We start from the raw sequence: 18,450 nt of genomic DNA on the forward strand, positions 1-18,450 counted from the left end.
GCTGCGATGGTAGCGGTGCCATCGCCAGCAGGCTTGCAGGGTGCCGCTGCACAATCGGCATTCCAACCCCCCGGAGACACTCGCCGTGATCCTCGAAATCGCCGACTTCCGCATCCCCGCCGGCCAGAACGCCGCCTTCGAAGAGGCCATCCAGCGCGCCATCAACACCATCGCCGTCCAGGCCCAGGGCTTCAAGGGCTGGAAGGTCAACCGCAGCGTCGAGACGCCCGAGCGCTACGTGCTGATGATCTACTGGGAGACGCTGGAGGACCACACGGTCGGCTTCCGCCAGGGCCCGCTGTTCCCGCAGTGGCGCGCCATCATCGGCCCGTTCTTCGCGGCGCCGCCGGTGGTGGAGCACTTCACGCTGGTCGGCAAGAGCTGATGCCCGAGCCGATGCGCGACACGGCGTTGGCGGCAGCGGCCGCCCACTTCGACGGCGGCGGCTTCGTGCGCGACCTGGCGCGCCGCGTCGCCATCCGCACCGAGAGCCAGCAGGCCGGCAGCGGCCCGGCACTGCACGCCTACCTGGCCGACGAACTGGTGCCCGCGCTGGCAGCGCTGGGCTTCACGTCGAGCCTCCATCCCAACCCCGAACCCGCCTTCGGCCCGTTCCTGATCGCCCGGCGCCACGAAGGCGACGACCTGCCGACGGTGCTGATGTACGGCCACGGCGACGTCATCCGCGGCCAGGACAAGAGCTGGACGCGCGGCGCCGGCCCCTGGACGCTGCAGGCCGACGGCGACCGGCTCTACGGCCGCGGCACCGCCGACAACAAGGGCCAGCACAGCATCAACATCGCGGCGCTGGCGCAGGTGCTGGCGGTGCGCGGCCACCTCGGCTTCAACGTGACCTGGCTGGTGGAGACCGGCGAGGAAACCGGCTCGCCCGGCCTGGCCGCGTTCTGCGCCGCGCAGCGCGCCGCGCTGGCCGCCGACGTGCTGATCGCCAGCGACGGCCCGCGGCTGCGCGCCGATGCGCCCACGGTCTTCCTCGGCTCGCGCGGCGTCGCCAACTTCGACCTCTCGCTGACGCTGCGCGACGGCGCGCACCACAGCGGCAACTGGGGCGGGCTGCTGGCCAACCCGGGCACGATCCTCGCGCACGCGATCGCCTCGCTGGTGGACGCACGCGGCCGCATCCTGGTGGACGCGCTGCGGCCGCCGCCGATCCCCGCCAACGTGCGTGCAGCGCTCGCCGGCCTGCAGGTGGGCGGCGGCCCCGGCGACCCCGCCATCGACCCCGACTGGGGCGAGCCCGACCAGACCCCGGCCGAACGCGTGTTCGCGTGGAACACGCTCGACGTGCTGGCCTACCGCACCGGCAACCCGGACTTCCCGGTCAACGCCATTCCGGCGTCGGCGCAGGCGCACCTGCACATGCGCTTCGTGGTGGGCACCGACGTCGCCCACTTGCGCCAGCACGTGCAGCAGCACCTGGCGGCCCACGGCTTCGGCGCCATCACGGTGAGCGAGCCGGTGGTGATGGCGGCCACGCGGCTGGACCCCGAAAACGCCTGGGTGCGCTTCGCGCTGGCCTCCATCGCACACAGCAGCGGCAAGACGCCGGTGCTGCTGCCCAACCTGGGCGGCTCGCTGCCCAACGACGTGTTCGCTGACCTGCTGGGCCTGCCGACCGTGTGGGTGCCGCACAGCTACCCGGCCTGCCAGCAGCACGCGCCCGACGAACACCTGCTGGCCCCGGTGGCCCGCGAGGCGCTGGTGCTGATGACCGGCCTGTTCTGGGACCTCGGCGACGAGGCGGCAACGCTGCCGCGCCTGCACCGCGAGGGGGCCTGAGATGCTGCGCACGCTGAAGGACCTGTTCGACAGCCTCGTGGCGCCGCAGGCGGCCGCCACGCCGCAGCAGGAGGAGCACCGGCTGCAGCTGGCCACTGCGGTGCTGCTGGTGGAGGTGATGCGCGCCGACACCGAGACCGGCCCGGCCGAGCGCCAGGCCGTGATCGCCGCGCTGAAGAGCAAGTTCGCGCTCGCCGACGACGAGCTGGCGCGGCTGGTGGAACTGGCCGAGCACACCGCGCGCACCGCCACCGACTTCCATGCGTTCACGTCGGCGCTGAACGCGCAGCTCGACGAAGGCCGCAAGCTGCGTGTGATCGAGGCGATGTGGCAGGTGGCCTACGCCGACGGCCACCTGGCCGCGCACGAGCAGCACGTGCTGTGGCGCATCGCCGACCTGCTGCACGTGCCGCACGGCGCCTACATCAATGCCAAGATGCGGGCGAAGGCGGCGGCCGGATCAGGCTGAGCCCGCCAGCTTCACCAGCAGCTCGCGCAGCATCGCGCGTTCGCCGGTCGTCAGGCGCTGCAGCAGCTGCTCTTCGCTGGTCTGCGAGGTGGCGTGCGCACGCCGCGCCAGGGCCTGGCCGGCGGGCGTCAGCAGCACCTGCAGCGCGCGGCCGTCGGTGCTGCTGCGGCGGCGTTCCACCAGGCCGCGCGCGGCCAGCTTGTCCACCAGCACCGTGACGTTGGGCGCCGGCATGTCCAGGGTGCGCGCCAGCTGCTTGGGGCTGGCGCTGCCGTTGCCCAGCAGCAGCATCAGCAGCGTGAACTCCACCGTGCGCAGGTCGTAGGGCGTGCCCAGGGTTTCCTGGAAGGCGCGGCGCGTCTGCACCGCGGCCATCGCCACCAGGTAGCCCATCAGGTGGTGCACGCTGCCGGTGTCGAGCAGTTCGGTGCCCGGCTTGGTGTCGCCCACGGCAGCCATCAGCTTGCCTTGCGCACAGCGCCCAGGTAGGTCTCGATCACGCGCGGGTCGCCGGCCAGCTGCGCGGCCGGGCCTTCGAGCGCGATGCTGCCGGTCTCCAGCACGTAGCCGTGGTCGGCCACTTCCAGCGCCGCCCGCGCGTTCTGCTCGATCAGCAGGATGCTGGTGCCCTGCTGGCGCAGCTGCACGATGATGCGGAAGATCTCGCGCACGATCAGCGGCGCCAGGCCCAGGCTGGGTTCGTCCAGCATCAGCAGCTTGGGCGCGGACATCAGCGCGCGGCCCACCGCCAGCATCTGACGCTCGCCGCCGCTGAGCGTGCCGGCCAGCTGCGCGCGGCGTTCCTTCAGCCGCGGGAACAGTTCGTAGACGCGCTCGATCTCGCGCTTCCAGTGCGGCACGCGCTGCTTCATCGCGCGGTAGCCGCCCAGCACCAGGTTGTCTTCCACCGGCATGGTGCCGAACAGCTCGCGCTTCTCGGGCACCAGCGCCAGGCCCAGCATCACGCGCTCTTCCAGCGTGGTGTCGGCGAGGTCGACGCCGTCGAAGACGATGCGGCCGCGGGACGGCAGCACGCCCATCAGCGCGTTCAGCGTCGTGCTCTTGCCGGCGCCGTTGGGGCCGATGACGGTGACGACCTGGCCGGCCTCGAGGTGGAAGTCGAGGCCGCTCAGCACCTCGGCACGGCCGTAGCCGGCGTGCAGGTCGTGCACTTGCAGCAGCATGGCCATCAGTGTTCCGTCCCCAGGTAGGCGGCGCGCACGGCGGGGCTGGCCTGCACCTCGGCCGGCGTGCCTTCGATCAGACGCGTGCCGAACTCCATCACCACCACGCGGTCGGCCAGGCCCATCACGAAATCCATGTCGTGTTCCACCAGCAGGATGCTCAGGCCTTCGGCCTTCAGCTGCCGCAGCACGTCGCCCAGCGCCTGCTTCTCCTTGTGGCGCAGGCCGGCGGCGGGTTCGTCCAGCAGCAGCAGCGCGGGGTCGGTGCACAGCGCACGCGCGATCTCCATCAGCCGCTGCGGGCCCAGCGCCAGGTTGCCGGCGAGTTCGTGCATCTGCCCGGCCATGCCGATGCGCGCCAGCTGCGCCTCGGCCTCGGCGAAGAGCTGCCGCTCCTCGGCGCGGTCCAGCCGCAGCACGGCCTGCAGCACGCCGGCCTTCGTGCGGCCGTAGCCGCCGAGCGCCACGTTCTCCAGCACCGTCATCTCGGGGATCATCTTCACGTGCTGGAAGGTGCGCGAGATGCCCAGCCGCGCGATGGCGCGCGACGGCCGGCCCGAGATGACCTCGCCGCGCCAGCGCACCGCGCCGCCGCTGAGCCCGAGCACACCGGTGATCAGGTTGAACGTGGTGGACTTGCCGGCGCCGTTGGGGCCGATCAGCGCCACGATGTCGCCGGCGTGCAGGCCGAAGCTGACGTCGTTGACCGCCACCAGGCCGCCGAACTGCTTGCGCACCGCGTCCACCTCCAGCAGGCGCTCGCCGCGCGCGGGCTTGTCGCGCCGCGGCAGCGGCGGCGCGCCGTCCCAGTCCTTCACGCGCACGGGCTGGGGCCACCAGCGACCGACGAAGCTCCACAGGCCGTCGGGGGCGTACTTCAGCACCACCACGAGCACGATGCCGAAGACGATGGTCTCGAAGTTGCCGCTGGTGCCGATCAGCTGCGGCAGCAGCACCTGCAGCTTGTCCTCGACCAGCCGCACCACGGCCGAGCCGAGGAAGGCGCCCCAGACGTGGCCGACCCCGCCCAGCACGGCCATGAACAGGTACTCGATGCCCTTGTTGATGCCGAACGGCGACGGGCTCACGCTGCGCTGGAAGTGCGCGAACAGCCAGCCCGAGACCGCGGCCAGGAAGGCGGCGAAGACGAAGACCGTGAGCTTGTAGCGGAAGGTCGAGATGCCCATGGCCTCGGCCATCGTCGAGCCGCTCTTGAGCGCGCGGATGGCCCGGCCGGGGCGCGAGTCCAGCAGCCGCAGCGCCGCCAGCGCCGCCAGCAGCGCGATCGCCCACACCAGCGGGTGCAGGCCGCGGCCGGTGCCCAGGTCGAAGCCGAACAGCGACAGCGCCGGGATGCCCAGCAGGCCGTCGTACTTGCCCAGCCATTCCATGTTGGCCATCGTGTAGTTCAGCGCCAGGCCCCAGGCGATGGTGGCCAGCGGCAGGTAGTGGCCCGACATGCGCAGCGTCAGCGCGCCCAGCAGCACGGCCGCGCCCACCGCCAGCGCGATGCCCACCCACAGCGTGAGCCAGGGCGAGATGCCGAGCTTGGTGGCCAGGAAGGCCGCCGTGTAGGCGCCCACGCCGACGAAGGCCGCCTGGCCGAACGACGTGAGCCCGGCCACGCCCGTCAGCAGCACCAGGCCCAGCGCGACGATCGCGTACAGGCCGATGTAGATGCTCTGCGTGATCCAGAAGTCGGGCACCGGCAGCGCCGGCAGCACCATCATCAAGACGGCGAAGATCGGAAAGGCGAACCGCATGGTCAGTGTTCCTCGCTGTGCGGGTCGCGCAGCGAGCGCCACAGCAGCACCGGCAGGATCGTGGAGAACACGATCACCTCCTTGTAGGCGCTGGCCCAGAACGAGCCGAAGCTCTCCAGCAGCCCCACGCCCAGGGCGCCCACCAGCGCCAGCGGGTAGCTCGACAGGCCGGCGAACACCGCGGCCACGAAGCCCTTCAGGCCGATCAGGAAGCCGCTGTCGTAGAAGACGGTGGTGGTGGGGCCGATCAGCAGCCCCGAGAGCGCACCGATGAAGGCCGCCATCGTGAACGACAGCCGCCCGGCGCTGCTGCTGGAGATGCCCATCAGCCGCGCCCCGAGCCGGTTCACCGCGGTCGCGCGCAGCGCCTTGCCCGACAGCGACTTCTCGAAGAACAGCCAGAGCCCGACGATCAGCGCCAGCGAGGCGATGAAGATGATCAGCGTCTGGCCCGACAGCGTGATGCCGCCGAGGCTGAAGCGCTCGTCCCAGAAGCTCGGGTTGCGGAAGCCCTCGGCGCCGAAGAAGAACAGGCCCAGCCCGACCAGCGCGAAGTGCACGCCCACCGAGACAATCAGCAGCACCAGCACGCTGGCATCGGCCAGCGACTCGTAGGCCAGCCGGTACAGCAGCGGCCCGAAGGGCGTGACCAGCGCCACCGTCAGCGCCGCCTGCGCCAGCAGCGGCAGCCCGCGCGGCGCGGCCCAGATGGCCACCAGCGACACCGCCACCGGCCAGGCCAGCGTGGTCGCCAGCTCCTTCAGCAGCCGACCGGCGCCGCGGCGCTGGCGCAGCCCCTGCACCAGGTCGGCCAGCGCCACGGCGCCGGCCAGCACCAGCAGGAACCACACCGTGCCCGGCACCTTGCCGGCCTGCAGCAACGCCAGCGTCAGCGCACCGAACGCGACGAACTCGCCCTGCGGGATGAAGATCACCCGCGTGACGGCGAAGACCAGCACCGTGGCCAGCGCCAGCAGCGCGTAGATGGCGCCGTTGGTCAAGCCGTCCAGGGCCAGGATGCCGGCGATCGTCGCGTCCATGGCGTGCCTACTTCGCGACCACGAACTGGCCGCCCACCACTTGCAGCAGCACGCCGGTCTCGTTCGTGTAGCCCCAGTGGTCGGCGGCGGTCCAGTTCATCACGCCGTGCGAGAAGATCGTGCGGCCCATGCCTTCGACCGCGTCGCGCAGCGCGGCGCGGAACTCGGGCGTGCCGGGCTTGGCCTTCTTCAGCGCCACCGGCAGGATCTTCTCGAGCATGATCTTCGCGTCGTAGGCGTGGCCGGCGAACTGGTTGCGCTGGCCCTTGCCATAGGCGGCTTCGTACCTGGTGACGAAGTCCACCGCCGCCGCCTTCGACGGGTGGCTGTCGGGCAGCTGCTCGGCCACCACGGCCGGGCCCGACACGACGAAGGCGCCTTCGACGTCCTTGCCGCCGATGCGCACCAGGTCGGGCGTGGCCGCGGCGTGCGTCTGGTAGACACGGCCCTTGAAGCCGCGCTCGATGATGGCCTTGTGCGGCATCGCCGCGCCCGAGCCCGAGGCCACGACCAGCATCGCGTCGGGGTTGGCGGCCACCAGCTTCAGCGCCTGCGGCGTGACGCTGGTGTCGCTGCGCGCGAAGCGCTCGGTCGCCACCACCTTGATGCCGGCGTCGCCGGCCTGCTTGGTGATCTCCTTGAGCCAGAGTTCGCCGTAGGCGTCGGTGTAGCCGAGGAAGCCGACCGTCTTCACGCCGGTCTTCTTCATGTGCTCGACGATGGGATGCGCCATCACCGCGAAGCCCTGCGGCAGGCGGAACACGAAACGCTCCTGGTCGGGCGGCACGCCCACCGGGGCGATCGAGATCTGCGTCGTCTTCGCCTCGAAGGCCACCGGCGCCACCGCGGCCGAGACCGTGGTGATGGAGCCGCCGAAGATCATGTCGACCTTGTCGTCGGTGACGAAGCGGCGTGCGTTCTGCACGCCCTTGCCGGGGTCGGAAGCATCGTCGAGGATGATCAGGTTCACCTTCTCGCCGGCGATGGTCTGCGGCCACAGCTTGAACTGGTTGCCCACCGGGATGCCCAGGCCCGAGGCCGGGCCGGTGAGCGAGAGCGTGACGCCGATGTTCACGTCGGCCCAGGCGGGCACGGACATCAGCACGGCGGCGGCTGCGGCGGCCGCAGCCACCAGGGTCTTGATCGGGTTCATCGCTTGTCTCCTTCGGGGGTGGTCAACGGGGGGCCATGCGCAGTGCACCGTCGAGGCGGATGACCTCGCCGTTGAGGTGCACGTTGGTGACGATGTGCGCGGCGAGTGCCGCGAATTCCTGCGGCTGGCCCAGCCGCTTCGGAAACGGGATGCTGCCGGCCAGCGACTGCTGCACCTCGGGTGGCAGCTGCGCCATCAGCGGCGTGAGGAACAGGCCCGGCGCGACGGTGACGACACGCACGCCCCACTGCGCCAGGTCGCGCGCCAGCGGCAGCGTCATGCCCACGAGGCCGCCCTTGCTGGCGGCATAGGCCTCCTGCCCGACCTGGCCGTCGTAGGCGGCCACCGAGGCCGTGCACAGCATGACGCCGCGTTCGCCGTCGGCCAGCGGCGGCAGCGCGGCGATGCGCGCGGCGGTCAGGCGGATCACGTTGTAGGTGCCCACCAGGTTGATGCGGATGACGCGCTCGAAGTCTTCCAGCGGCGCGGGCGCGCCGTCCTTCTGGATCACGCGCCTGGCGGTGCCGATGCCGGCGATGTTCATCACGATGCGCGGCGCGCCGCCGAAGCGCGCTGCGGCGGCGTCGAGCGCCGCCGTGACGGCGGCGGTGTCGGTGATGTCGCAGGCGCAGGCCAGGCCGCCGATGTCGGCCGCCACGCGCGCGGCGCCGTCGGCGTTGACGTCGGCCACGACCACGTGCGCGCCCAGGCGTGCGAGCTCGCGGGCCACCGCCTCGCCCAGGCCCGAGCCGCCGCCGGTGACGAAGGCGGTCTGTCCGTCGATGTTCATGCGGTCTCCTTGGCTGGCAGTTGCGGCAGCAGCACGTCGGCGTCGGGCTGCTCGGCGTACAGCCGCTCGACGAGGTCGGCGCGGTGCAGCAGCACGGCGCGCTGGTTGATCGAGCCCTTGTCGGTGACCTCGCCGCGGTCGATGTGCGGCGGCTCGGCCAGCAGCAGCGCGCGCGCCGGCCGGTTGGCGCTGCCGGTGCCGGCGGCCCACAGGCGGTCCAGCAGGTCCTGGAAGAAGGCACGCACGGCGGGCTGCGCCAGCACGGTGGCCGCATCCATCTCGGCGGGCAGGCCGAAGCGGCGGCGCGCGTCGTCCAGCCGCGGGAAGACCAGCAGGCCCAGGTCGTCGCGGTTGATGCCGGCCACCACCACGTCCTGCACCAGCGGGTCGCCGGCCAGGATGACCTTCGCGCGCAATGGGCCGACGCTGACGAAGGTGCCGGTGCTGAGCTTGAAGTCCTCGGCGATGCGGCCGTCGAAGGCCAGGCCGCGCTCGGGGTGGGCGGCGTCCAGCAGCGTCACCGCGTCGCCGGTGCAGTAGAAGCCTTCGGCGTCCAGCGCTGCGGCGGTCTCGGCCGGCGCGCGCCAGTAGCCCGGCATCACGTTGGGGCCGCGGAAGCGCACCTCCAGCTTGCCGTCGGCGGGCACCAGCTTCACGTCCACACCCGGCGCGGGCAGGCCGATGTGGCCCGACTTCACCTGCGTGCCGACCGCGAAGGTGCAGCTGGGCGCGGTCTCGGTCATGCCCAGGCCGGTGAACATGCAGATGCGCTCGCCGGTCTCGGCCACCGCGTGGCGGTCGAGGTGGTCCCACACCGCCTGGCTCAGCCCGGCGCCGGCATACATGAAGGCCCGCACGCGCGAGAACAGGTTCCTGCGCAGCGCCGGGTCGTGGTCCATCGCGCGCGCGATCTCCTCGAAGCCCTTGGGCACGTTGAAGTAGATGGTGGGCGCGATCTCGCGCAGGTTCTGCAGCGTGGCCGCGATGCCCTTGGGCGTGGGCTTGCCGCCGTCGATGTACAGCGAGCCGCCGTTGTAGAGCGCGATGCCGACGTTGTGGTTGCCGCCGAAGGTGTGGTTCCACGGCAGCCAGTCCACCAGCACGGGCGGCTCGTCCTGCAGGAAGGCGAAGCACTGCCGGATCATCTGCAGGTTGCTGCACAGCATGCGCTGCGTGTTGACCACGCCCTTGGGCTGCTTGGTCGAGCCCGAGGTGAACAGGAACTTGGCGATGGTGTCGGGGCCGGTGGCGGCGTGCGCCGCGGCTTCGGCGGCGCCGGGCTCGGTGTCCAGCAGCGGCGCGAAGCGCGTCGTGGCGCGGCCCTCCAGCGTGCCTTCGGCCAGCACGACTTCCACGTCGGCCGGCACGCAGGCGGCGATGGCGCGCGCGAACGGCGCGCCGTGGCTCGCGAACACCAGGCCCGGCGTCAGCGTGCCGAGGATGTGGCGCAGCTTCGCGAAGTCCTGCGACAGCAGGCTGTAGGCCGCCGACACGGGGGCGTAGGGCACGCCCACCCACTGCGCGGCGAAGGCCAGCGTGAGGTGGTCGAGGTCGTTGTCGGACAGGATCGCGATCGGCCGCTCGGCCGACAGCCCGCGCTGCGCCAGCGCCTGGCCCAGGCGGCGCGCGCGCTGCAGCATCTGCGCGTAGGTCACGGTGATCCAGGCGCCGTCGGGCCCGCGCTGCGCGGCCAGCACGCGGTCGGGCGTGGCGGCGGCGTGCTCTTGCAGCTTGTCCATCAGCCGCGCCGGGTAGGCGCCCAGCGGCTCGGTGGAGCGCAGCAGCAGCGTGCCGTCGGGCCGGCGCTCAGCCACCGCCTCGGTGCAGCCCCCCACGCGCACGGGGCGGTAGCGCGGGGTCGCGTCGGCGGTGCTCACGACTTCTGCACCTTGCCGGCGCGGCCTTCCAGGAAGTCGCGCATGCGCTGCTTGGCCGCGTCGTCGCCCTGGGCGATGGCGGCCATCAGCGATTCGACGAAGAGGCCGTCGCTCTGCGACAGGTCGGCGATGCGCGGCAGCGCCTGCATCACCGCGTAGTTGGACAGCGGCGCGTTGGCGGCGATCTTCTGCGCGAGCTCGATGCCCTTGGTCAGCCCGGCGCCGTCGGCCGTGCGGTAGTGCGACAGGCCCACGGACTGGCCTTCGTCAGCGTCGAGCACGCGCCCGGTGAGCATCATGTCGCTCATGCGGCTGAAGCCGATCAGCCGCGGCACGCGCGCCGAGCCGCCCCCGCCGACGAACAGGCCGCGCTGGCCTTCGGGCAGGCCGTAGAAGGCGCTGTCTTCGGCCACCCGGATGTGCGCGCTGCTGGCCAGCTCCAACCCGCCGCCCACCACCGCGCCGTGCAGCACCGCGACCACCGGCACGCGGCCGAACTGCACCGCGTCCATCGCGGCGTGCCACATGCGCGAGTGGAAGACGCCATCGAAGGTGCTGCGTTCGCTCATCTCCGACAGGTCCAGGCCGGCGCAGAAGTGCGCGCCTTCGCCGCTGAGCACCAGCGCGCGCGCTTGGTCGGGCAGGTTCACCATGGCGGTGTGGATCTGCTGGATCAGCGTGTCGTTGATGGCGTTGCGCTTGGCCGGCCGCAGCAGCCGCAGGTGCACCAGCGCGCCCGCGGTCTCGATGCGCAGCAGCGACAGGCTGGCCAGCAGGCCACTGGCGGGTGTGAAGGCGGGGGTCATGCGCGGTCTCCAAAACTAGTTGTATTTGATAATTAAATGGGTCGAACGGGCTCAGGTGAAACCCTCGTCGACCGCTGCCAGTTCAACCGCAGATGCGGGTTAACCCGCTGATCTCTTGGGAACGGCCCGTCGCAAGATCGACCAACTTAGTTCATCAAAGTAATTACTGCCGCCGCAGCAGGGAGCCCGCGACCGTGAAGACCGACGACCTGATCGCCATCGACATCCACACCCACGCCGAGGTGTCGTGCCGCAACCCCTTCGACAGCTACGGCGAGGAGTACGACCGCGCGGCCGACAAGTACTTCGGCAGCGACCGCCGGCCGACGATCGCCGAGACGGTGGCGTACTACCGCGAGAGGAAGCTCGGCCTCGTGATGTTCACGGTGGACAGCGAGAGCCAGCTGGGGCGCCGGCGCATCCCCAACGAGGAGATCTGCGACGCCGCGCGCGAGAACAGCGACATGATGATCGCCTTCGCCAGCATCGACCCGCACAAAGGAAAGATGGGCGCGCGCGAGGCGCGCCGGCTGGTCGAGGAGTGCGGCGTCAAGGGCTTCAAGTTCCACCCCACGGTGCAGGGCTTCCTGCCCTACGACCGCATGGCCTGGCCGCTGTACGAGGTGATCGCCGAGTACAAGCTGCCCGCCATCTTCCACAGCGGCCACAGCGGCATCGGCTCGGGCATGCGCTGCGGCGGCGGCCTGCGGCTGCAGAACAGCAACCCGATGCTGCTGGAGGACGTGGCGATCGACTTCCCCGACATCGAGATCGTCATCGCCCACCCCAGCTGGCCCTGGCAGGACGAGGCGCTGAGCCTGGCGCTGCACAAGCCCAACGTGTGGATCGACCTCTCGGGCTGGAGCCCGAAGTACTTTCCGGCGCAGCTGGTGCAGTACGCCAACACGCTGCTGAAGGACCGCATGCTGTTCGGCAGCGACTACCCGCTGATCACGCCCGAACGCTGGATGAAGGACTTCGACGAGGCGGGCTTCAAGGACAAGGTGAAACCGCTGATCCTGAAGGAAAACGCCAAGCGGCTGCTGCGGCTGGGCGCTTGATCGCATGGGGACCGGCCGGAGCGGTCCAGGCAGGCGACTGGTGGAACCAAGCCCCTAAGTGAGCGCCCGCACGCCGCAGCGCGTCGACTGCATCACGACCTGGGGGGAGCGCCACTGCAAATGAGTCCCGCATCTGTGGCATAGCGCACTTCAGGGAAAACCCTGATCGTCTACAGTGTGCTCAGGGAAAACCCTGAACTCTGCTCTCACGAGGAGCGCCACACCATGCACCCGATCCTGCAATTCCTGAAGTCCCTGCTGCCCGTCGTCGAGTCGCAGCGTGACCGCGACGAAGCCTACCTGGCCGATTCCGTCGACATCCACGACCTCGAGCGCCGCATGCGCAGCATCGACGAGCGTGGTCGCAACCGCAACGGTGGCATCGCGCTCGGCCTGTATGCACGCTGACTGCTGCGCCTTCCCCCTGCCTCTGGGGGCAGCTGTCGGATCGCTGATGCACTGGCCGTTCGACGCCCTGCGCCTGCAGCACGCGCAGGCCGTGCAGGCCGGCCTGGTGCGCAAGTCGCTGCTCGAATCGCGCGATTTCGAGCACGGCCTGGCAGCGCTTGAACGCCTGGCCCTGGGCCCGTTGGCGCGGCACAACTGAGGCCTGGATGGCCTCGGCGGATCAAATCCGCCGGAAACACTTGAATGTGCAAATTTGCACGCCTCTGCGTGCGAGTGATACTTGCACCGTTTTTCTGGGAGCATTGTTGATATCTTCCCGTCGAGCCGACAGCCGGCGTCTGGCTTGCTGCCGCGAACTCGACCCGTTGATCAACTTCATCCCGGAATCCGCATGTCTCGACGCCCGATCGTTTCGCTCCGCCACGCCCGATGGGCCAGCCTGGCCTTGGCCATTGCACTGACCGCCTGCGGCGGCGGCAGCGATGGCGACGACACCAGCGGTGTCGATCTGCGCAGTTTCAGCCTGAGCAGCAGCACCGTCGCCGCACCGCAGAGCGGCAGCGTCGGCGTCAACGCCACCTGGTCGGCCACGGCCACGGGCCTGGCAGCGACCGCGTACCACGTCTCGGCCCACGCCATCCCCGCGGGCGCCGCAGCCAGCACCGCCGGCGACAGCAACAAGTTCCTGGGCCGCAACTGCAGCGCCGCCTTTCCCTGCGCCAACCCCGAGACGCTGGCCTGCACCTACGGCAGCAACCGCGTGCTGTCGTGCAGCATGGGCGTGGGCGTGAACCTGCAGCCGGGCAACTACACCATCGTCGCCAAGGCCTGCTGGTACGACAGCGCGCTGAACAGCATCTGCGCCACGCGGCAAACGGCATTGACGGTGGGGTGACCGGCAGACGCCAGAAACGAAGAAGCCCGGCGCAGGCGCCGGGCTTCTTCGATCGGTTTCTTGGTGGCCTGGGGCGGAATCGAACCACCGACACGCGGATTTTCAATCCGCTGCTCTACCAACTGAGCTACCAGGCCGAGCCCGTGAGTATAACCCGGGTTCTGACGTCGTTCACACGAGGCCGCGCTTGTTGCGCGACAGGTCGACGCCCAGCTGCTTGAGCTTGCGGTACAGGTGCGTGCGTTCGAGGCCGGTCTTCTCGGCCACACGCGTCATCGAGCCGCCTTCCTTGGCCAGGTGGAACTCGAAGTAGCTCTTCTCGAAGGCATCGCGCGCCTCGCGCAGCGGGCGGTCGAGGTCGAAGCTCTGCTCGGGCTGCGGGCCGGTGGGCTGCTGCAGCGCCGGCATCGGCATCAGCGTGGCATGCACCATGGCGTCGCTGCCGGGCAGCGTGATCTCGCGCAGCGCCGGCGGCGGCGTGGCCGCGCGCAGGCCGGGCTTGACCAGCGCCTGCTCCACCGCGCGCAGCAGCTTCTGCAGCGTGACGGGCTTTTCCAGGAAGGCCGTGGCGCCGTACTTCGTGGCTTCCACGGCGGTGTCGATGGTGCCGTGGCCGCTCATCATGATCACGGGCATGCTGAGCTGGGCGCTGGCGCCCCACTCCTTCAGCAGCGTGATGCCGTCGACGTCGGGCATCCAGATGTCCAGCAGCACCAGGTCGGGCCGCAGCAGTTCGCGCACCGCGCGGGCCTGGGCTGCGTTCTCCGCCAGTTCGACGGTGTGGCCCTCGTCGGTGAGGATCTCGGACAACAGCGCGCGGATGCCGAGCTCGTCGTCAACTACCAGAATCGTGGCCATGGGCGGGGTCAGTGCACCTGCGTTGCGTCACCGGTCGCCGGTGCGGGACCTTCGTGCGGGCCGGCTGCCGGCGGCGCGAAGTTCGAAAATGATAACGAAACTCGGGCCCCGGTGATGGGGGCATCGGGCTCCTCGCCCGCCTGCACGTTCACCGCGCGCAGCCGGGCGCCGTGTTCGTCGGCGATCTTCTTCACGACGGCCAGTCCCAGGCCGGTGCCCTTGGACTTGGTGGTGACGTAGGGTTCGAAGGCGCGCTTGAGCACCTTCTCGGGGAAGCCCGGGCCATTGTCCAGCACCGTCAGGCGCAGCGCGCGCAGCTCGCCGTGTTCGCCCCGCGCCACCGAGGTGCTGAGCTCGACGTGGCCGTCGTCCTGCTCGCCCACCGCGTCCAGCGCGTTCTGCACCAGGTTGTGGATCACCTGGCGCAGCTGCGTCGCGTCACCCAGGATGCGCGGCGGCTGCTCGGCCAGCCGCACGCCGAGCACGCCGCGGTCGTGCGCGTGGCCGTACAGCGCCATCACCTCGGCCACCAGCGCGTTCAGGTCCAGCGGCTTCATCTGCGCCGCCGGCAGCCGGGCGTAGTCGCGGAACTCGTTGACCAGCGTCTGCATCGCCGCCACCTGGTTGACGATGGTGGCCACGCTGCGGATCAGCAGGCTCTGGTCGTTGCCTTCGAGCTTGCTCTCCAGGCGGTGCTGCAGCCGCTCGGCCGACAGCTGGATCGGCGTCAGCGGGTTCTTGATCTCGTGCGCCAGCCGCCGCGCCACCTCGGCCCAGGCCTGGCTGCGCTGCGCCGAGACGACCTCGGTGATGTCGTCGAAGACCATCAGCCGCTGCTCGCCCGGCAGCGGCGCGCCGCGCACCAGCAGCGTCAGCGTGTTGCCGTCGCCGCGACCCAGCTCGAAGGCGTCCTGCCACTGGTCGCGCTCGCCGGCCTCGGGGCTGGTGGCCAGCAGCTCGTAGCGCTGGTCGACGCTCTTGGCGAAAGCCTCCAGCTCGGGCAGCTCGCCCAGGCGGCGGCCGCGCCACGCGCTCAGCGGCAGGCGCAGGATGCGCGTGGCGCCGGGGTTGACGGTGTCGATGCGGCCTTCGCGGTCGAACACGATGACGCCGGCCGTCAGCGTGTCCAGGATGGTCTGCAGCCGCGTGCGCGCGCCCTCGAGCTGCGCCACGCCGCGCTCGACCTGCTCGCGCGCGTCGGCCAGCTGCGCCGTCATCTGCGCGAAGCTGCGCGTCAGGCCGCCCAGTTCGTCGGCCGACCCGAACACGGGCTTGGGTTGCAGGTCGCCGGCCGCGACCTGGCGCACGCCGTCGGCCAGCAGCAGCAGCGGCCGCGCGAGCTGGTTGCCCAGCAGGATGGCCAGCAGCACCGAGCCGAACACCGCCAGGATCAGCGCCAGCGTCAGCGTGCCGATGTACATGCGGCGCAAGCTGTCGCGCGCCAGCGCGCGCTGCTGGTACTCGCTGTACGCGGCCTGCACCGCCAGCGCGTTCATGGCCAGCGCGCGGGAGATCGGCTGCACCACCATCAGGAACCGGTCATCGGCCGGCGCCAGGCGGATGTCGGTGCTGGGGATGCGCGCCAGCGCCCGCACCCGCGGGCCCTTGGCGCTCTCGCCCGCGTTCGCGGCGGCGATGGACTCCTCGTCCAGGCCATCGACCTGGCTGCCCATGCCCGACAGCCGCGCCTGGCGCAGCAGCAGCAGCCCGGGCCGCTCGGGCGCCACGGCCGCCGTGCCGCCGCCGGCGGTGAACAGCACCTGGCCGTTGTGGCCGAGCAGGCTCACGTCACGGGCGCCGATCTGCTCGCGCAGCCGCTCCAGCGTCAGCGGGGTGATGGTGCTGCGCTGCTCGGCCAGGCGTTCGGCCGCCACGCGTGTCTTCGTGCCGATGTCGGAGACCAGGGCGTCGAGCGTGGTCTTGCCCAGCGATAGGCCGGCGTCGAGCGCACCGGCCACCTTGACGTCGAACCAGGCCTCGATGCTGCGCGAGACGAACTGGTAGCTCACCGTGTAGATCACCAGCCCCGGCAGCAGGCCCACCACCGCGAAGATGCCGGCCAGCTTGATGAGCAGCCGGCTGCCGAACTTGCCGCGCCGCACCCGCACCGCCAGCCGCAGCATGGCCAGCAGGATGACCAGCACCAGCAGCGCCGCCACCGCGACGTTGACCCAGAACAGCCAGACGAAGTGGCGCTCGTAGAAGCCGGTGCCGGCGCTGCTGAAGCTGAGCACGAAGGCCAGCACCAGCGCCGCGCCGGTGATGGCCACCAGGCTGACGATCCAGGCCCAGCGGGCCGACTTGGTCATCGCGGCCGCCTCAAGGCTTGTCGGCGTCCAGCCGCAGCACGCGCTCGGCGCCGATCGCCCACTCGTTCGGGCCGCCCAGGCCGATCTGCATGAAGCTGGGCAGCTGCGCGGTGTCGAGCTTGTAGATGAACTCCAGCTCGTAGCGGCTGTCCGCGTCGAGCTGCGCCAGTTCGGCGATGCGCCAGCCGCCGCTGCGCGAGACGGTGGCCATCGCGTCGGCCAGCGACGGGTAGCTCTGGTGCAGCCCGCCCAGGCTGACGCGCCAGGTGTTGGTCAGCGGCTGGTAGGCCACGCGCCACGAGCGCGTCACACGTGCCACGCGCTCGTCGCGCCAGTACCAGCGCTTGCGCTTCAGGTCGGCCTGGGCCACGAAGTACACCGGCACGCCGCGGTGCAGCGCCTCCTCGACCGCCCGGGGCAGCGTCACGCGGGCGGCGAACTCCAGCGTCAGCGCGCCGTCGCTGCGCGCCAGGTCCAGCTGGGCCAGCTCGACCGGCTCGGCCCGCAACGGCGGCGACGCGCCCAGCGCACCCAGCAGCAGCAGGAGCCCCAGGCCCTGCAGAAGACGTCGGCGGACCGGAACTGGGGGCATGGGCTGGGGGCGTGCAGCGGCTCAGGTCTTGTGGATCAGGGCGTAGAAGAAACCGTCCTGCAGCGCCGGGGCCACCCCGGGGAGCGCAGTGTTGGCATTGTCGGCCAGTGGCAGCAGATGGCCGGGCGAGAGGGGATCCAGCCGGGCGGCCTGGGGCCCCTGGCGTTGCAAAAATGCATCGATCTGCGCCGAACCCTCGCTCCTGAACACGGAACAGGTGGCGTACAGCAGCCGCCCGCCGGGCGCCAGCAGGGGCCACAGCGCGTCGAGCATCTCGGCCTGCAGACGCGCCAGTGCCGTGACGTCGTCGGGCCGGCGCAGCCAGCGCACGTCGGGGTGGCGGCGCACGATGCCCGAGGCGCTGCAGGGCGCGTCCAGCAAGATGGCGTCGAACGGCCGGCCGTCCCACCACGCGGCGGTGTCGCGCGCGTCGCCGGCCTGCAGCCGTGCGCGCAGCTGCAGGCGGTTCAGCGTGTCCTGCACGCGCGCCAGGCGCACCGGGTCGCTGTCCAGCGCGAGCATGTCGCAGTCGGCCAGCTCCAGCATGTGCGCGGTCTTGCCGCCGGGCGCGGCGCAGGCGTCGAGCACGCGCGCCCCAGGCGGCAGGCCGGCGCCCACCAGCAGCCGCGCCGCGCGCTGTGCGGCGGCGTCCTGCACCGAGACCTCGCCTTCGGCGAAGCCGGGCAGCACCGTCACGGGCACGGGCTGCTCCACGACCACGGCCTGGCCACCGAGCGCCGGGTCGGTCAGCACGTGCGCGGCGCGGCCCTGGGCCGCCAGGCGGTGCACGTAGGCCTCGCCGCTGCCGCGGCGGGCATTGACACGCAGCGTGAGCGGCGGGTGCTCGTTGTTGGCGGCCAGCAGCGCCTGCCACTGTGCGGGCCAGTCGTGGCGCAGGCGCTCGATCCACCACAGCGGATGGTTGAACGCCCCCAGCGGCTGGTGCCGCGCCGCCGCGACCAGCGCCTCGCGCTCGCGCAGGAAGCGCCGCAGCACGGCGTTGATGAAGTTTGCCGCGGCCGGCGTGCGGTGGCGCGCCGCGTTGACGGCCTGGTCGACCAGCGTGTGCTCGGCATACGGCGGGTCGGGCACCGGCCACAGCAGGGCCACGGCGGTGAGCAGCAGGGCGTCGACGTTCGGCGGTGGCACCTTCGGCGCCACGATGTTGCGCACCTCGGTGGCGCCGCCCAGCCAGCGCATGGCGTGGAAGCTCAGGGCCTGCACGCCCGGTCGCGCGGCCGCCGGCACCTTGGCCAGCACGTCGTTCAGCGAGCGCCCGCTCTTCACGGCCAGCACGGCGTCGGCCGTCAGGTCCAGCAGGTGCGCGAGCGGCAGCGACGTGGGTGCGGTGTTCACGCAATCCAGTCTAAGGCCCGCAGGGCTGCCGCTGCGCGGCCGTGCACGAAAGCCGTGCGCGACGCACAATGGTCGATCCGCCGCTCAGA

General features: G+C 71.1%; 19 protein-coding genes and 1 tRNA gene. 7 read left to right on the plus strand and 13 right to left on the minus strand.

Going from position 1 to position 18,450, the window contains the following annotated elements; genetic code table 11:
• Positions 1–85: 85 nt before the first annotated feature.
• The 3 genes from ACPOLB_RS13760 to ACPOLB_RS13770 are packed head-to-tail and all read left to right on the plus strand — an operon-like array spanning position 86 to position 2,269.
• Positions 86–385 carry an antibiotic biosynthesis monooxygenase family protein gene (locus ACPOLB_RS13760; protein ID WP_425256566.1) on the plus strand — a complete coding sequence of 100 codons (300 nt, stop codon included), beginning with the start codon at positions 86–88 and terminating at the stop codon, positions 383–385.
• Positions 385–1,800 carry a M20 family metallopeptidase gene (locus ACPOLB_RS13765; RefSeq protein ID WP_425256567.1) on the plus strand — a complete coding sequence of 472 codons (1,416 nt, stop codon included), beginning with the start codon at positions 385–387 and terminating at the stop codon, positions 1,798–1,800. The genes ACPOLB_RS13760 and ACPOLB_RS13765 overlap by 1 nt, the downstream gene beginning before the upstream one ends.
• A gap of 1 nt (position 1,801) precedes the next feature.
• Complete coding sequence (locus ACPOLB_RS13770) at positions 1,802–2,269, plus strand: TerB family tellurite resistance protein (protein ID WP_425256568.1); 468 nt, start codon at positions 1,802–1,804, stop codon at positions 2,267–2,269.
• Here ACPOLB_RS13770 and ACPOLB_RS13775 read toward each other — a convergent pair.
• The 8 genes from ACPOLB_RS13775 to ACPOLB_RS13810 are packed head-to-tail and all read right to left on the minus strand — an operon-like array spanning position 2,261 to position 10,882.
• Positions 2,261–2,728, minus strand: a complete 468-nt coding sequence (locus tag ACPOLB_RS13775) for a MarR family winged helix-turn-helix transcriptional regulator (protein WP_425256569.1) — start codon at positions 2,726–2,728, stop codon at positions 2,261–2,263. The genes ACPOLB_RS13770 and ACPOLB_RS13775 overlap by 9 nt on opposite strands.
• The gene (locus tag ACPOLB_RS13780; RefSeq protein ID WP_425256570.1) at positions 2,728–3,459 is read right to left on the minus strand and encodes an ABC transporter ATP-binding protein; all 732 of its coding nucleotides are present in this window, start codon (positions 3,457–3,459) and stop codon (positions 2,728–2,730) included. The genes ACPOLB_RS13775 and ACPOLB_RS13780 overlap by 1 nt, the downstream gene beginning before the upstream one ends.
• Positions 3,459–5,216: an ABC transporter permease subunit gene (locus ACPOLB_RS13785; protein ID WP_425256571.1), complete on the minus strand. Its 1,758-nt coding sequence runs from the start codon at positions 5,214–5,216 to the stop codon at positions 3,459–3,461. The genes ACPOLB_RS13780 and ACPOLB_RS13785 overlap by 1 nt, the downstream gene beginning before the upstream one ends.
• A 2-nt stretch (positions 5,217–5,218) precedes the next feature.
• Positions 5,219–6,256 (minus strand): branched-chain amino acid ABC transporter permease, encoded by a 1,038-nt coding sequence (locus ACPOLB_RS13790; protein WP_425256572.1) that lies wholly within the window; start codon positions 6,254–6,256, stop codon positions 5,219–5,221.
• 7 nt (positions 6,257–6,263) lie between these two features.
• Complete coding sequence (locus tag ACPOLB_RS13795) at positions 6,264–7,409, minus strand: ABC transporter substrate-binding protein (RefSeq protein ID WP_425256573.1); 1,146 nt, start codon at positions 7,407–7,409, stop codon at positions 6,264–6,266.
• 22 nt (positions 7,410–7,431) lie between these two features.
• Entirely contained in the window at positions 7,432–8,199 is a 768-nt protein-coding gene (locus ACPOLB_RS13800; protein ID WP_425256574.1) for an SDR family NAD(P)-dependent oxidoreductase, read from the minus strand.
• Complete coding sequence (locus ACPOLB_RS13805) at positions 8,196–10,076, minus strand: feruloyl-CoA synthase (RefSeq protein ID WP_425256575.1); 1,881 nt, start codon at positions 10,074–10,076, stop codon at positions 8,196–8,198. The genes ACPOLB_RS13800 and ACPOLB_RS13805 overlap by 4 nt, the downstream gene beginning before the upstream one ends.
• Complete coding sequence (locus ACPOLB_RS13810) at positions 10,073–10,882, minus strand: crotonase/enoyl-CoA hydratase family protein (RefSeq protein WP_425256576.1); 810 nt, start codon at positions 10,880–10,882, stop codon at positions 10,073–10,075. Before ACPOLB_RS13810 ends, ACPOLB_RS13805 begins: the two co-directional genes overlap by 4 nt.
• A 194-nt stretch (positions 10,883–11,076) precedes the next feature.
• Between ACPOLB_RS13810 and ACPOLB_RS13815 the strand changes: the two genes are divergently transcribed.
• From ACPOLB_RS13815 to ACPOLB_RS13830, 4 genes are all read left to right on the plus strand, one after another.
• Positions 11,077–11,943 (plus strand): amidohydrolase family protein, encoded by an 867-nt coding sequence (locus tag ACPOLB_RS13815; protein ID WP_425256577.1) that lies wholly within the window; start codon positions 11,077–11,079, stop codon positions 11,941–11,943.
• A gap of 225 nt (positions 11,944–12,168) precedes the next feature.
• Complete coding sequence (locus tag ACPOLB_RS13820; RefSeq protein ID WP_425256578.1) at positions 12,169–12,351, plus strand: DUF3563 family protein; 183 nt, start codon at positions 12,169–12,171, stop codon at positions 12,349–12,351.
• A gap of 46 nt (positions 12,352–12,397) precedes the next feature.
• Positions 12,398–12,550 carry a hypothetical protein gene (locus ACPOLB_RS13825; RefSeq protein WP_425256579.1) on the plus strand — a complete coding sequence of 51 codons (153 nt, stop codon included), beginning with the start codon at positions 12,398–12,400 and terminating at the stop codon, positions 12,548–12,550.
• A gap of 246 nt (positions 12,551–12,796) precedes the next feature.
• Positions 12,797–13,246 (plus strand): hypothetical protein, encoded by a 450-nt coding sequence (locus ACPOLB_RS13830; protein ID WP_425256580.1) that lies wholly within the window; start codon positions 12,797–12,799, stop codon positions 13,244–13,246.
• A 61-nt stretch (positions 13,247–13,307) separates the two neighbouring features.
• Here ACPOLB_RS13830 and ACPOLB_RS13835 read toward each other — a convergent pair.
• The 5 genes from ACPOLB_RS13835 to rsmB form a co-directional block, all read right to left on the minus strand.
• Positions 13,308–13,383 (minus strand) — tRNA-Phe (locus ACPOLB_RS13835).
• Between the two features lie 34 nt (positions 13,384–13,417).
• Positions 13,418–14,104 (minus strand): response regulator, encoded by a 687-nt coding sequence (locus ACPOLB_RS13840; protein WP_425256581.1) that lies wholly within the window; start codon positions 14,102–14,104, stop codon positions 13,418–13,420.
• 8 nt (positions 14,105–14,112) lie between these two features.
• On the minus strand, positions 14,113–16,413 hold the full coding sequence (locus ACPOLB_RS13845; RefSeq protein WP_425256582.1) for an ATP-binding protein: 2,301 nt from the start codon (positions 16,411–16,413) through the stop codon (positions 14,113–14,115).
• Between the two features lie 10 nt (positions 16,414–16,423).
• Positions 16,424–17,005 (minus strand): DUF4390 domain-containing protein, encoded by a 582-nt coding sequence (locus ACPOLB_RS13850; RefSeq protein ID WP_425256583.1) that lies wholly within the window; start codon positions 17,003–17,005, stop codon positions 16,424–16,426.
• Positions 17,006–17,026: 21 nt separating this feature from the next.
• On the minus strand, positions 17,027–18,361 hold the full coding sequence (gene rsmB, locus ACPOLB_RS13855; RefSeq protein WP_425256584.1) for a 16S rRNA (cytosine(967)-C(5))-methyltransferase RsmB: 1,335 nt from the start codon (positions 18,359–18,361) through the stop codon (positions 17,027–17,029).
• Between the last annotated feature and the right edge of the window lie 89 nt (positions 18,362–18,450).

The sequence above is a fragment of the Rubrivivax soli genome, assembly GCF_049810355.1.
Lineage (GTDB): Bacteria > Pseudomonadota > Gammaproteobacteria > Burkholderiales > Burkholderiaceae_C > Rubrivivax.

Coding starts and splice junctions, on each gene's coding strand:
- ACPOLB_RS13785 (WP_425256571.1), bottom strand. CDS start 5,216: ATGCGGTTCGCCTTTCCGATCTTCGCCGTCTTGATGATGGTGCTGCCG.
- ACPOLB_RS13810 (WP_425256576.1), bottom strand. CDS start 10,882: ATGACCCCCGCCTTCACACCCGCCAGTGGCCTGCTGGCCAGCCTGTCG.
- ACPOLB_RS13790 (WP_425256572.1), bottom strand. CDS start 6,256: ATGGACGCGACGATCGCCGGCATCCTGGCCCTGGACGGCTTGACCAAC.
- ACPOLB_RS13825 (WP_425256579.1), top strand. CDS start 12,398: ATGCACTGGCCGTTCGACGCCCTGCGCCTGCAGCACGCGCAGGCCGTG.
- ACPOLB_RS13800 (WP_425256574.1), bottom strand. CDS start 8,199: ATGAACATCGACGGACAGACCGCCTTCGTCACCGGCGGCGGCTCGGGC.
- ACPOLB_RS13795 (WP_425256573.1), bottom strand. CDS start 7,409: ATGAACCCGATCAAGACCCTGGTGGCTGCGGCCGCCGCAGCCGCCGCC.
- ACPOLB_RS13770 (WP_425256568.1), top strand. CDS start 1,802: ATGCTGCGCACGCTGAAGGACCTGTTCGACAGCCTCGTGGCGCCGCAG.
- ACPOLB_RS13775 (WP_425256569.1), bottom strand. CDS start 2,728: ATGGCTGCCGTGGGCGACACCAAGCCGGGCACCGAACTGCTCGACACC.
- ACPOLB_RS13840 (WP_425256581.1), bottom strand. CDS start 14,104: ATGGCCACGATTCTGGTAGTTGACGACGAGCTCGGCATCCGCGCGCTG.
- ACPOLB_RS13780 (WP_425256570.1), bottom strand. CDS start 3,459: ATGGCCATGCTGCTGCAAGTGCACGACCTGCACGCCGGCTACGGCCGT.
- ACPOLB_RS13765 (WP_425256567.1), top strand. CDS start 385: ATGCCCGAGCCGATGCGCGACACGGCGTTGGCGGCAGCGGCCGCCCAC.
- ACPOLB_RS13850 (WP_425256583.1), bottom strand. CDS start 17,005: ATGCCCCCAGTTCCGGTCCGCCGACGTCTTCTGCAGGGCCTGGGGCTC.
- ACPOLB_RS13845 (WP_425256582.1), bottom strand. CDS start 16,413: ATGACCAAGTCGGCCCGCTGGGCCTGGATCGTCAGCCTGGTGGCCATC.
- ACPOLB_RS13820 (WP_425256578.1), top strand. CDS start 12,169: ATGCACCCGATCCTGCAATTCCTGAAGTCCCTGCTGCCCGTCGTCGAG.